Genomic DNA, 12,789 nt, shown 5'->3' with positions numbered 1-12,789 from the left:
GCCCTCATTGTTTGCCCACCAGAACCCGATCCAGGCCGTAGACCCGGTCGAGCAAAATCATCGTCAGCGCGGTCAGCCCGATCACCAGTGCCGACACCGCCGCCATCATCGGATCGATGGATTCGGTGGCATACACGTACATCCGCACCGGCAGGGTTTGCGTGGCCGGTGAGGTGACGAAGATCGACAGCGTGACCTCATCGAAACTATTGATAAACGCCAGCAACCAACCACCGGCGACCCCCGGCAGAATCATCGGCAAGGTGATTTCCCGAAACAGCGTGAAGCGCCCGGCACCGAGCGATTGCGCGGCGTGTTCGGCGCTGCGATCCAGGCCGATGGCCGACGCCAGCACCAGTCGCAGCACGTACGGTGTGATCACTAGCACATGGGCGAAGATCAGCCAGGCGAAGCTGCCGTTGACCCCCATCAGCGCAAACAAGCGCAGTAATGCGACACCCAGCACCAAGTGCGGAATGATGATCGGCGACAGGAACAGACCATTGAAAAAATCCCGGCCGGGGAACTCGAAGCGCGTGATCGCCAGCGCCGCCGGCACCGCAATCAACGTCGCCAGACTGGCCGCGCAGAACGCCAGGATCAGGCTGTTGTAGAACGCATCGACAAAGTCTGCACGCTCGAACACCGCGCGGAACCAGCGCAGGGAAAACTCCGTGGTCGGCAGGCTCAGGGTGTTTTCCGGGGTGAAGGCCACGAGGCAGACCACCACCAGCGGCGCCAGCATGAACAGCACCACAAGGGTATGGAACAGCAGGGCGAAAGGACCGTTCTTGGACATGACGAGTTATCCCAATGACTTCTTGTAGCGGCCTTCGATCATCCGGTTCCACGACAGCATGATCAGCAGGTTGAGCAACAGCAGGGCCACGGCGATGGCCGCGCCCATCGGCCAGTTGAGCTCCGACAGGTACTGGTCATAGATCAGCGTGGCGACCATTTTTATCCGGCGTCCGCCGAGCAGGCCGGGGATGGCAAACGAACTGGCGGCCAGACCGAACACAATCAAGGTGCCCGAGAGCACGCCGGGCATGATCTGCGGCAGCACCACTTGGCGCATCACGGTGAAGTGGCTGGCACCGAGGGACATCGCGGCCTGCTCGGCGGCCGGGTCGAGTTTTTGCAACGAGGTCCAGACCGGAATGATCATGAACGGTAGCATCACGTGGACCAGCGCAATCACCACCGCGAACGGCGTGTACAGCAGCTTCATCGGCGAGCCACCGAAGGCTTGCAGGATCTGATTGACCAGGCCGTCGGCACCCAGCAACAGGCTCCAGCCGAAGGCGCGCACCACCACCGAAATCAGCAGCGGGGTGAGGATCAGAATCAGGAAAATCGAGCGCCAAGGCGTGCCCATGCGGCTGAGGATGTAGGCTTCGGGCACGCCGATCACCACGCAGAGCAGGGTGGTCAGGGCGCTGATCCACATCGTGCGCAGAAAGATTTCGTAGAAATACGGGTCGCCCAGCAGGCTGCTGTAGTGATCGAGGGTGTAGGCGTCGCCGTTGATCCCCGAGCTGTAGTCGAAGACGTTGAACGACAGCACCAAGGTCAGCAGCAGCGGGATAACCAACAGGCTGAGGTACAAGGCCAGGGCCGGTGCCGACAGCCAATAACCCTGGCGTCCCTGGCGAATGGCGACAAGCGTACTCATGCCGGCACCTCGTCGACACTCAGCACCCGCAGCAACGTTGCGTCCCAGTCCAGCCCGACCGCCGTGCCTTCGGTCAGCGGTGCCGAACCGTCGTTGCGGCGCACCACACTGAGTTCGCCCAGGGTCGTCGAAACGCCATAAAGCCATTGGCTGCCGAGAAAGAAGCGACTGACGATGTTGCCTTGCAGACGGCCCTGGCCTTTGTCCCGCAGATCGATTTTTTCCGGGCGCAGGCTCAAGGTCAGTGCGCCGTCGCCACGGTTGCAGACTTGAACGACTCCGGCGCTGTCACGCTCGCCCGGCAGCAGATTGGCCTTGCCGACGAAACCGGAAATGAACTCGGTGCGCGGGTGTTCGTAAAGGGTGTAGGGCGCGTCGATCTGGGTGATGCGCCCGGCCTGCATCACCACCACCCGGTCGCTGATGGACAGCGCTTCGGACTGGTCATGGGTGACCATCAGCGTGGTGATTCCGACTTCGCGCTGGATGCGGCGGATCTCGAATTGCATCTCTTCGCGCAGGTTGGCGTCGAGGTTGGACAGCGGTTCATCGAGCAGCAGCACCGGCGGCTCGATCACCAAGGCCCGAGCCAATGCAACGCGTTGACGCTGGCCGCCGGAGAGTTCTCGCGGGTAACGCTCGGCATGCTGGTTGAGGCGCACCAGTTTCAGCACCCGGTCCACTCGCTGCTGCAACTCGCCGTTGGCCACTTTGCGCATGCGCAGGCCGAAGGCGACGTTGTCTTTCACGGTCATGTGCGGGAACAGCGCGTAACTCTGGAACACCACGCCCAGACCACGGCTGGCGGGTTTGGCGTGGGTGATGTCGCGACCGTCCAGCACAATGCGTCCGCTGCTGACTTCGACGAAGCCGGCGATCATTTGCAGGGTGGTGGTTTTGCCACATCCAGAGGGGCCGAGCAGCGAGACGAACTCGCCTTTCTCGACCGAGAGGTTGGTAGCAACGACGGCGTCGATCTCACCGTAACGTTTGCCGAGTCCTTCAAGTTGCACAAAAGCCATAACTGCGCTCCACCTGAGATTGTTATGCGTCGCCCGAAGGCGCGCTTTTTTGTATGGGCAGATACGAAAAGGTCTTGCTGGGTGCGTTGGCGCTCGACTTCAGTCGGCTGCCGCTGTTGTTCGAATCGCCCCTGTCTGGACGCAGAGTAGGACGAAGAATAGGATGGGCTCAATGGCCTATTTCACTGAAGCGATGACTATTTTCAGTTTCATTCGGTGAGTAAATTAATACTCGAGAAAACCCATGACAGATTCCATTGAGCGGAATGAAAACAAAAGTGATGTCGGTGTTGGCGCAGTCTCCAGACTGTTTGCCGTGCTGCGCAGTCTGGGTGACACCGTCGAGGGCGGGGAGCGGGTGACGCAACTGGCCCAGCGCATCGGTTTGTCACAACCGACCACGCACCGATTGCTGCGCAGCCTGATGGATGAGGGCATGGTCGAGCAGGATGCACGCAGCAAACGCTATCGCCTGAGCCTGGAGTTTTTTGCGCTGGCGGCCCGCGCCGGGAACACCGGAAACCTGCGCGAACTGGTGCGTCCGGCGTTGCTGCGGCTGTCGGCGTCGTTGGGGGATTCGTTGTTCTTGCTGGCGCGCAGTGGTTTTGATGCGATCTGCCTGGACCGCAGCGAAGGGCCGTTTCCGATCCGCACCTTTACCGGTGACATTGGTGGGCGGGTGGCGCTGGGTGTGGGGCAGGGTAGTCTGGCGATTCTGGCGTTCCTGCCGGAAGAAGAGCGCGACACGGTGATTCACTACAACTTGCCGCGGCTCAAGGATTTCCACCTGTACGACGAGGTGTTCCTGCGCTCGGAAGTCGAGAATGTGCGCAAGCTGGGTTATGCCGGGCGCAACACCGGCGTGTTGCAGGGCATGGCCGGGGTGGCGGTGCCGATTCTGGATCGCGAAGGGCGGGCCGTGGCGGCACTGAGTGTGGCGACCGTGAGTGATCGGCTGGGGCCGGATCGCTTGCCGACGGTGGTGGAAATGCTCAAGCGCGAAGCGGCGCTGATCGGGCCGCGGATCAATCCGTTCGACCCGTTGCTGCGTTGGCCTTCGCAGGTGTTCGGGCAGGGTTGAACACAATCTTCAAACCGTCACAGATCCAATGTGGGAGCGGGCTTGCTCGCGAATGCGGTTAATCAGTCAATATTAATGTGGACTGTCACACCGCATTCGCGAACAAGCCCGCTCCCACATTTGATTGGTGGTGTGTTCAGAACTGCACGGTTTGCTTGAGCATCTGCGCCGCCGGCGTATCGCTCGGGCTGACCATCGCGTAGTTGTACCCGCCCCCTGACCAGTACTCGGCCTGCAACTCGCCATCGCTGCGACTGCCCCTCGGTAACAGGTAGTTTTTCGGTCCTGGTGGGCGGACGTAGAAGCTGACTTTATGGCCGCTTTGATCCTCGTAAACCACCATCGCCGCCGGCCCTTGCTCGGTGCTCAGCAAGCGTCCGCTGATCGGTTTGAAACCTGCGCCCGAAAGGTCAGGCAAGCGATTGGCCTGAGTGAAATAGCGGTCGAGCCAACCCTGCATATCACCGTCGTCACTGACTTTGTAGTCGGCCGGCAGGATGCCTCGCTGGGCAATCAGGCGATAGGCCTGCAGGGCGTCGGTCATCGGCAGTTGGGCACTGACGAGCGTCATCTCCCGGGCTTGCCAACCGCTGAACCCGCCGACGCTGACCGCAATCAGCAACACGGCAGCGCTGGCCAGGTGACGGCGAGATTGTCGTTTGAGGTGTTGGCGAATCAGCGCCGGGTCGAGGTCCGGGTTGGCCGGTTGCTGCAGGGCGCCGCTCAATGCCGCGCGCAATTGCTGGGCGTCCTGCTGCCAGGCGCGCACTTGTGCAGCCACCTCAGCGTTGCTGGCCAGAAAAGTCTCCACCAGACGTCGGTCGGCATCGCTGAGTTGCTGGTCGACGTAGGCGTGCAGGTCACGCTCGCTTGGGGGCAGGCTGATCATTTGAGTCTCCGCAGAGAAGGGCGGGTGATTTCGCCGTCGCTCAACTGGCGCAAGGCCTGACGGGCACGGGACAGGCGGGACATCACGGTGCCGGTGGGGACGTCGAGAATCTCGGCGACTTCTTTATAACTCAAGCCTTCGACCGAGACCCAGAGCAGCAGGGCACGTTGTTCAGTGCTGAGTTGATCGAAGGCTTTCAGGGTCGATTGGGCGATCACGGTGCGTTCCACCGACGGCTGTGAATCGTCACGCCCGGTAAAGAATTCGAGCATCCGTGCATAACGCCGGGAGCGCCGGTGAGCATCGAGAAACTGTCGATACAGAATCGAAAACAACCAGGCGCGCAAGTCGCCCTCGGGGCGTTTGTCGCTCCAACTCGACAGCGCGCGCTCAAGGCAAGACTGCACCAGGTCGTCGGCGCTGCTGGGGTTGCGCGTCAACGACACGGCAAACCGGCGCAATCTGGGAATGATTTCTCGCAGTTGTTCGTCGATATCGTTCATGAAGTTCTGGCTAGTCACTACGCTAGGGGGTGTCCGGTCTCACAAATACGTTTCCTTTTTGGCGGCGTCTGTTGTCGCCATACTGCGTTGCCGCTCCTTGCCATAGCGAGCTATGACGCGTCGCGGCGCCTTGTCTGGCAACAACAGCCACTCGCCAAAAAGGAACGTATTTGTGAGACCGGACACCTGAGAGACGCCCGGCATTGGAGGTTATTCCACGCCTGAAAAAATAAATACGGCGCGATGGAATAAACCGCAGTGGGGTTCGTCTGCTTGATCCTTCTCACTTGTGGCCGATGGCCCTGGAGTCTTTCATGGTAGATCGCTCATCACCGCCAACCCGGCCACCCTTGAGTGCCGCGAGCCTGACATTACGTCTGGCGGGTATTGCTGTGGTGGTTGCCGCCCTGGCCGGGGCTTTTGCCTACGTCAATGGCACCTTCGACCCACAACGCCTGACGCCGAAAAAGCTGATCAATGTGCTGGAGACCAACAACGGCGTGCACCCGGGTTTCCGGCGTAACCACTCCAAAGGCGTGTGTGTGATCGGGCATTTCGAGAGCAGTGGCGAGGCGCGCAGCTATTCCAGTGCTCAGGTGTTCAATGAAGCGCGAACCCCTGTGGTCGGGCGTTTCGCATTGCCGGCCGGTAATCCTTATGCGCCAGACAACAGCGTGCCGATCCGCAGTCTGGCCCTGCGGTTCACCCAGGCCAACGGCCAACAATGGCGCACCGGGATGAACAGCATGCCGGTGTTCCCGGTGGGTACGCCCGAAGCGTTCTACCAATTGCAACAAGCCCAGTCGCCGGACCCGGCCACCGGCAAGCCGAACCCGGCTGCCGTGCCAGCGTTCTTCGGTTCGCATCCGGAAGCCGCACCGTTCCTGGCCTGGATCAAAACCGCCAAGCCGTCGGCCAGTTACGTGACGGAAACCTACAACAGCGTCAATGCGTTTTACCTGGTGAACGCTGCGGGACAGCGACAGGCGGTGCGCTGGAGCATGGTGCCCGTCGCTCAGGATGCCGCGGGTGCTACGGCGCCTGAAGGGGGTGAATTCCTGGAGAAAGACCTGGTGCAGCGTATTTCCGCAGGGCCGCTGCGTTGGCAGCTGAACATCACGCTGGCCAACCCCGGTGATCCGGTGAACGACGCCAGCAAAGCCTGGCCCGAGGGTCGCAAAGTGTTGAACGCCGGCACTCTGGTGCTTGAAAGCACCCAGCCACAACTCAATGGCGAATGCCGGGACATCAACTACGACCCGCTGGTCCTGCCCGCTGGTATCGAAGGTTCCGACGACCCTTTGCTCGCCGCTCGTTCAGCGGGGTACGCCACTTCCTACTTGCGTCGTACCAGCGAAGTCAGCCAGTTGCCCGCCGCTAATAAACAGGAGTCTCGTCAATGAGCGCTCAACCGAACCACTTCGCGCCTTTAGCGCGATTGCTGCACTGGCTGATGGCGCTGATGATCATTGCCATGCTGTTTATCGGCGCGGGCATGGCCGCTTCGGTGTCCGAGCGTCATGAGTGGCTGATTCATCTGCACAAACCCTTGGGCGTCGCGATTCTGCTGTTGGTGATCGTGCGCCTGGCCGTGCGCTTTTCCACGCAACAGCCACCGCTGCCGGCGGATCTGCCGGGTTGGCAAGCGCTGGCGGCCAGGGCTTCACATGTTTTGCTGTACGCGTTGATGCTGATCCTGCCGCTGCTGGGCTGGGCGATGATTTCGGCGGCGGGGGATCCGGTGATGCTCAGCAGCTCATTGCAGTTGCCATCGATCCTGCCGGCGAATGCGCAGGTGTTTGCGTTCCTGCGCAAGGCTCACGGGTATCTGGCGTATTTGTTGTTCTTGACGGTGCTGCTGCATTTGGCGGCGGCGTTGTTTCACGGCTGGGTGCGCCGCGATGACGTGCTGGACAGCATGTTGCGGGGCAAGGATCGCGGCTAAAAGATCGCAGCCTGCGGCAGCTCCTACAACGATTCGTGCGGTTCACACGGTCGGCGTAGGAGCTGGCGAAGCCTGCGATCTTTTGATTCTGCGTGTTCAGCGCAAAGTGTTGACCATATCCGCCACGGTGGTCAGCACATCCTTACCCAATTGCTTCGAGCGTTTGCCAGACCAGCCGGTCAGCGCATTCGTCGCATCGTTGTTGTCCTTGAAGGGCATTTCGAGGGTCAGCGACAGGCAGTCGAATTTCTCGCCGACGCTGTTGCACGCCAGGGTCATGTTGGCTTTGCCCGGTTCGTCACGGGTGTAGCCGTGCTTGGTCTGGAAGTCCTTGGTCAGGTGCTTCAGATGACTGCGGAAATGCTCTTCGAGTTTTTCGATCCGTGGCGTGTACCCCGGATTGCCTTCGCAACCGGCGGTGAACACGTAGGGGATTTCTTCATCGCCATGGATGTCGAGGAATAGGTCCACGCCGTACTTTTCCATCTGCTGCTGAACGAACAGCACTTCCGGGCTGATTTCCTGGCTGGCGCTCTGCCAGGCGCGGTTCAGGTCCTGGCCCATGGCATTGGTGCGCAGGTGACCGTGGAAGGCGCCGTCCGGGTTCATGTTCGGCACCAAATACAGGTCGGCGCTGGCGAGCAATTTGTTCAGCACAGGATCGTCATGCTTTTCCAGGCGCTCGATCACGCCTTCCATGAACCACTCGGCCATGTGCTCGCCCGGATGTTGCTGGGCGATGATCCAGACCTTGCGCTGACCTTCGGCGCCCGTGCCTTTACGCAGCAGCTGGATGTCTCGACCTTCGACGCTCTTGCCGGTGGCCAGCAGTTCGGTGCCGGCCTTGGTCAGCGCTTGCTCGATCAACCAGTCATGGCGACCGCGGCTGTAGGGTTCGAAGTAAGCAAACCAGGCGTGGGTGGCGGTGGCTTCAAGGCTGAAGCGCAGGCAGTCACCTTCGAAAATGGTCGGCACCCGGAACCAGTTGACGTGGTCGTAGGACGCCACCGCCTGATAACCATCCCAGGCTTTGTTATAGGAGGACTTGCTGGCATTGTTCAGACGAAACCAGTGTTCCTGGCCGACGTGCAGACCGCTGGCCTTGAAGTGGAACCACTGAAAGTGTTGGCTGCGGGTGTCTGGCTTGATGGCCAGCAGGGCTTGCAACGGATTGCTGATGTCCAGCACTTCAATGTTGCCACTGTCGAAGTTGGCACTGATGTCGAAAGAGGATTTAGCCACGGCCATAGTCGATTCCTGAATATGATTTTATGGCTGTTACTTTACACGCTGGGAAGGGAAAAACCGGGGGAAATTCTGGGTTGAAGCGGGGGGCGTCCTCCTTGACGCCGACGCAGCTTAGAGACTGCGCGATTGATTCTCAAGCGCTATTTTTGATTTAGTTTGGGCCAATGATGCCGGGCTTCTCTTGCCAACGGATATTCTTTTGATATCATCCGCGCCATTCGAATTTGCAGCACCTAAAGACTTCATTAGCCTGAAGGTAAAGCCAGAATAACTGGCAAAAAAAAGACCCGGCAAAAAGCCGGGTCAAAAACCGTGATTAGCCTGATGAGGAGATAGTCCAGGAGACCGACCTAAGGTCACTTGGACAATCGACTGATCTCGCGACCAGCTGCATGCAATAATAATCATTCTCGTTTGCAAGTCAAATGCTTTTATCTGCGCGATTGGAAAATTCTTTCCCGTCCTCCTCGCAAGCACCCAAGTGTCACCCGTTCTGATCGCCCTCCAGGGATCGATTTACCATCGCCCTGGCCATGTCGATCATGTGCACCGCCGAAAACGCCAGGTCCCGACTTGCGCCCTGCAAATTGCTGGCTGACTCGTACGCGATGGCGGCGGCACAACGTAGCAAATCCGTGGCATGGACCAGCGCCTCTTCGCAGCTGATGTTGCGGTTTACGTCAAAGAAACGTTCTTCGACCACTTCCTCTGAAACAGCTGGTTTCAAGTAATAGTCCAGCGCTCGTTGCGCGGCGGCAGAGCCTTTTGGCGAGGTGAGGGAAGTGTCGATTTGCATGTCAGGCAGGTCGTTGCAGGGGATGGACATGGCGATGGCAAGCTCCGTGATAGATTCAGATCCGTGAACCAATCCTAGTACGTACTGTATTTATGACGAGAGATTAAATACTACAATTTGTGTTTTGACGGCCGGAGGCGCCCACGTATCGTGCCGCACATGGATAAATGGATTGAATTGGTCAAGGCCAAGATGAGTGAACTCAAAGTCACTCAAGAAGAACTCGCAGATCGCCTCGGGATGTCCCAGGGCGGCGTCGGCCACTGGCTGAACAAACGCCGCGACCCCGGCGTCGTCAACATGAACCGTGTGTTGAAGGCGCTGGGCATGGACTTTCTCGAAGTGGTGCTGGTGATCCGCGAACCACTCATCCTGGAAGAGGAGGAGATGCCTCTGGCGCTGAAGTACAACCCGTACTTCCGCTACCCGGTCAGTGACTGGAAGGAGCCGGCGCAGCTGCGCGATGGTGAGCTGACGGTGTATCGCAAGGAGGAACGCTTCGAGCTGACCGACTACCACGCCCAGGGCCCGGCCTTCTGGTTGAGTGTGGTGGGCGATGCGATGACCGCGCCCACGGGTATCAGCATTGCCGAGGGCATGATGATCCTGGTGGACCCGGCCATCGTGCCGGAACCCGGAAAACTGGTGATCGCCCAGTGGTCGGACAGCGCCGAGGCGACCTTTCGCAAGCTGATCGAAGAGGGCGGGCAGCGTTACCTGGTCCCGCTCAATCCGACGTATCCGAAAGCCCTTTACACCGAAGAGTGCCGAATTATCGGCGTAGTGGTTCAGGCGACAGCCAGGTTCTAATCAGATCGGTCCTCGCAAGACGTAGGACCGATCTTCATTTCATGCTTCTTCAAACTCGACCAACGCACTGCCTTCGCTGACCATCTCGCCTTCCTGGCAATACAGCGCCTTGATCACCCCGGCGTGTGGCGCACGAATGCTGTGCTCCATTTTCATTGCCTCCAGCACCACCAGTTGCGCCCCGGCTTCTACCGTTTGCCCGGCTTCCACCATTACCCGCACGATGCTGCCATTCATGGGGGCGGTCAGCCCGCCATGATGGCTGTGGCTGGCTTCGACGGCACTGATCGGGTCGTAGGACTCGATGCGGCGTAATTCACCTTCCCATTGCAGATACACAACGTCGCCCCGGCGGATTGCCCGATGCTGGCGGCGCAGGCCGTTGTGCTCGGTCAGCAGTTGCTCGCCCTTGAGTTGAGCGGTGTGGGCATCAGCGTCGCCCAATGTCAGCGCGCGATCCTGGCCTTCACAACTCAAATGCAGGGTGATTTCTGTCGGCAGTCCGACACGCAAACCATTGCTGTTGGCCCAAGGCGAAACCAGGTCATCGGCTCGTGGAGAACTCGGCTGGCTTTGGGCAAATGCCTGGGCGGCGGCTTGCCAGAATTCGTCACTGAGGTCCGAGGCGACGGGCAGCAGTTCTTCCTGATAGCGCGGAATGAACCCGGTATCCAGTTCGGCCGCAGCAAACGCCGGATGGCCGACGATCCGGCGCAGGAAGTTGATGTTGGTCTTGAGCCCGCCAATGGCAAACTCATCGAGCATGCTCAGCAGCCGCAGTCGCGCCTGTTCACGATCCTCGCCCCAGGCAATCAGTTTGCCGAGCATCGGGTCGTAGAACGGTGAAATTTCATCGCCTTCTTCGACGCCACTGTCCACCCGCCGTCCCGGACCTTGCGCGGATTCACGATACAGCTCCAGTCGGCCGGTAGCCGGCAGGAAATCATTGCTCGGGTCTTCAGCATACAACCGCACTTCGATGGCATGGCCGATCAGTGGAACTTCTGCTTGAGTCATCGGCAGCGCTTCGCCGCGGGCCACACGAATCTGCCAGGCGACCAGGTCGAGGCCGGTGATGGCTTCAGTGACCGGGTGTTCGACTTGAAGGCGTGTGTTCATCTCCATAAAGAAGAACTCACCGCGAGAGTCCAGCAGAAACTCCACGGTGCCGGCGCCGACATAACCGATGGCCTGTGCCGATCGCACGGCGGCTTCGCCCATGGCGCGACGCAGTTCCGGGCTCAAGCCTGGAGCGGGTGCCTCTTCAACGACTTTTTGGTGCCGACGCTGAATCGAACAGTCACGTTCGTTGAGGTACAGGCAGTTGCCATGCTGATCGGCAAAGACCTGGATTTCCACGTGACGCGGTTTGAGCAGGTACTTCTCCACCAGCATCCGCGAATCGCCGAACGAGGATTTCGCTTCACGCTGGGCCGAGGCCAGGGCTTCGGCCAGTTGACTGACGTCCTCGACCACTTTCATGCCTTTGCCGCCACCGCCCGCGGTGGCCTTGAGCAGCACTGGATAACCGATGCGCTCGCAAGCGTCGCGGAAGGTGTCGAGGTCCTGAGCCTCACCGTGATAGCCAGGCACCAGCGGCACGCCGGCGGTTTCCATCAAGGCTTTGGCGGCAGATTTGCTGCCCATCGCGTCGATGGCCGAGGCGGGCGGGCCGAGGAAAATCAGGCCAGCTACTTCAATCGCGCGGGCGAACCCGGCGTTCTCGGAAAGAAAGCCATAACCCGGATGAATCGCCTGAGCGCCGCTGGCCTTGGCCGCGGCGATCAGTTTGTCGATTTGCAGGTAACTGTCAGCGGCTTTGCTGCCACCGAGGTCGACGCGGATATCCGCTTCGCGGCTGTGTCGGGCTTCACGGTCAGTGGCGCTGTGCACGGCCACGGTGGTCAGGCCCAGGGCTTTGGCGGTGCGCATCACCCGGCAAGCGATTTCGCCGCGGTTGGCCACCAGCAGGGTGGTGAGAACAGGTGCGCTCATCAACGCGGCTCCTTGGTGGTGGTTTCGGCTTGCCAGCTCGGCGGACGCTTTTGCAGAAAAGCCCGCAGGCCTTCCTGACCTTCGGGGCTGACGCGAATTCGGGCGATGGCATTTTCGGTGTAGCGGCGTAGTGCCGGGGTCAGCGCGCCGTGGCCGACTTCGCGCAGCAAGTCCTTGCTGGAGCGCATGGCGGCCGGGCTGTTGAGCAACAGGTTGTCGATCCACTGCTCGACTTTCTGTTCCAGTTCTGCGATCGGATAACTCTCCGACAACAAGCCGATTTCCCGCGCTCGTTGTCCGCCGAAACGCTCGGCAGTCAGCGCATAGCGACGTGCCGCGCGTTCGCCGATGGCTTGCACCACGAACGGACTGATCACCGCCGGGGCCAGGCCGATGCGCACTTCCGACAGGCAGAACTGCGCGTCATCGGCGCCGATGGCCATGTCGCAGCAACTGATCAGGCCCAACGCACCACCGAATGCAGCGCCTTGCACCACCGCCAGCGTCGGGACTTTCAGCTTGGCGAGGTTGTACATCAACTCCGCCAGTTCCCGGGCGTCGTCGAGGTTGGTGTGGTAATCGAGTTCGGCCGATTGCTGCATCCAGGCCAGATCCGCGCCGGCACTGAAATGCTTGCCGCGTCCACGCACTAACAGGAAACGCAGACTGGCATCGCTCGACACTTTGTCCAGCGCGAGGATCAGTTCGCGGATCATTTCGGCATTGAACGCGTTGTTCTTTTCTTCACGGCTGAGCCACAGGGTCGCAAAACCACGCGGGTCGGTCAGCAGTTCGAGGGTGTTGAAGTCGCTCATGATTTTCTCC

The 12,789-nt window shown here is 60.1% G+C and carries 13 protein-coding genes; 4 read left to right on the top strand and 9 right to left on the bottom strand.

Going from position 1 to position 12,789, the window contains the following annotated elements; genetic code table 11:
- Positions 1-4: 4 nt before the first annotated feature.
- From KGB23_RS08210 to KGB23_RS08200, 3 genes are read right to left on the bottom strand one after another with little or no spacing between them, the layout of a single operon-like run.
- Positions 5-799, bottom strand: coding sequence for an ABC transporter permease (locus tag KGB23_RS08210; protein WP_033057243.1), 795 nt, complete (start codon positions 797-799; stop codon positions 5-7).
- A 6-nt stretch (positions 800-805) separates the two neighbouring features.
- A complete protein-coding gene (locus tag KGB23_RS08205; RefSeq protein WP_223430616.1) occupies positions 806-1,675 on the bottom strand; it encodes an ABC transporter permease in 870 nt (289 codons plus the stop codon).
- Positions 1,672-2,697, bottom strand: a complete 1,026-nt coding sequence (locus tag KGB23_RS08200) for an ABC transporter ATP-binding protein (RefSeq protein WP_223430615.1) — start codon at positions 2,695-2,697, stop codon at positions 1,672-1,674. Before KGB23_RS08200 ends, KGB23_RS08205 begins: the two co-directional genes overlap by 4 nt.
- Positions 2,698-2,941: 244 nt before the next feature.
- On the opposite strand from KGB23_RS08200, the gene KGB23_RS08195 reads away from it, so the two are divergent.
- The gene (locus KGB23_RS08195; protein WP_223430613.1) at positions 2,942-3,778 is read left to right on the top strand and encodes an IclR family transcriptional regulator; all 837 of its coding nucleotides are present in this window, start codon (positions 2,942-2,944) and stop codon (positions 3,776-3,778) included.
- Between the two features lie 136 nt (positions 3,779-3,914).
- Here KGB23_RS08195 and KGB23_RS08190 read toward each other — a convergent pair whose 3' ends face one another.
- Together KGB23_RS08190 and KGB23_RS08185 are read right to left on the bottom strand one after the other, a co-directional pair.
- Entirely contained in the window at positions 3,915-4,667 is a 753-nt protein-coding gene (locus KGB23_RS08190) for an anti-sigma factor family protein (protein ID WP_223430612.1), read from the bottom strand.
- Positions 4,664-5,170: an RNA polymerase sigma factor gene (locus KGB23_RS08185; protein WP_223430611.1), complete on the bottom strand. Its 507-nt coding sequence runs from the start codon at positions 5,168-5,170 to the stop codon at positions 4,664-4,666. The genes KGB23_RS08190 and KGB23_RS08185 overlap by 4 nt, the downstream gene beginning before the upstream one ends.
- A gap of 314 nt (positions 5,171-5,484) precedes the next feature.
- Here KGB23_RS08185 and KGB23_RS08180 point away from each other — a divergent pair, with 314 nt between their 5' ends.
- Both KGB23_RS08180 and KGB23_RS08175 read left to right on the top strand, forming a co-directional pair.
- The gene (locus tag KGB23_RS08180) at positions 5,485-6,573 is read left to right on the top strand and encodes a catalase family peroxidase (protein WP_223430610.1); all 1,089 of its coding nucleotides are present in this window, start codon (positions 5,485-5,487) and stop codon (positions 6,571-6,573) included.
- Entirely contained in the window at positions 6,570-7,115 is a 546-nt protein-coding gene (locus KGB23_RS08175; RefSeq protein ID WP_223430609.1) for a cytochrome b, read from the top strand. The genes KGB23_RS08180 and KGB23_RS08175 overlap by 4 nt, the downstream gene beginning before the upstream one ends.
- A 96-nt stretch (positions 7,116-7,211) precedes the next feature.
- On the opposite strand, the gene KGB23_RS08170 is transcribed toward KGB23_RS08175, so the two are convergent.
- On the bottom strand, positions 7,212-8,363 hold the full coding sequence (locus KGB23_RS08170; RefSeq protein WP_223430608.1) for a M14-type cytosolic carboxypeptidase: 1,152 nt from the start codon (positions 8,361-8,363) through the stop codon (positions 7,212-7,214).
- Positions 8,364-8,847: 484 nt separating this feature from the next.
- On the bottom strand, positions 8,848-9,189 hold the full coding sequence (locus KGB23_RS08165) for a DUF6124 family protein (protein WP_223430607.1): 342 nt from the start codon (positions 9,187-9,189) through the stop codon (positions 8,848-8,850).
- Positions 9,190-9,318: 129 nt separating this feature from the next.
- Between KGB23_RS08165 and KGB23_RS08160 the strand changes: the two genes are divergently transcribed.
- The gene (locus KGB23_RS08160) at positions 9,319-9,969 is read left to right on the top strand and encodes a LexA family protein (RefSeq protein ID WP_223430606.1); all 651 of its coding nucleotides are present in this window, start codon (positions 9,319-9,321) and stop codon (positions 9,967-9,969) included.
- 39 nt (positions 9,970-10,008) lie between these two features.
- On the opposite strand, the gene KGB23_RS08155 is transcribed toward KGB23_RS08160, so the two are convergent.
- Both KGB23_RS08155 and KGB23_RS08150 read right to left on the bottom strand, forming a co-directional pair.
- Complete coding sequence (locus KGB23_RS08155; protein WP_223430605.1) at positions 10,009-11,964, bottom strand: acetyl/propionyl/methylcrotonyl-CoA carboxylase subunit alpha; 1,956 nt, start codon at positions 11,962-11,964, stop codon at positions 10,009-10,011.
- Positions 11,964-12,779: a gamma-carboxygeranoyl-CoA hydratase gene (locus KGB23_RS08150; RefSeq protein WP_056740299.1), complete on the bottom strand. Its 816-nt coding sequence runs from the start codon at positions 12,777-12,779 to the stop codon at positions 11,964-11,966. Before KGB23_RS08150 ends, KGB23_RS08155 begins: the two co-directional genes overlap by 1 nt.
- Positions 12,780-12,789: the final 10 nt, after the last annotated feature.

This window comes from Pseudomonas sp. GL-B-26 (assembly GCF_019947405.1).
Classification (GTDB): Bacteria; Pseudomonadota; Gammaproteobacteria; order Pseudomonadales; family Pseudomonadaceae; genus Aquipseudomonas.
The sequence above is the reverse complement of the archived record's forward strand: the minus strand, read 5'-3'. Positions and strand labels throughout refer to the sequence as shown.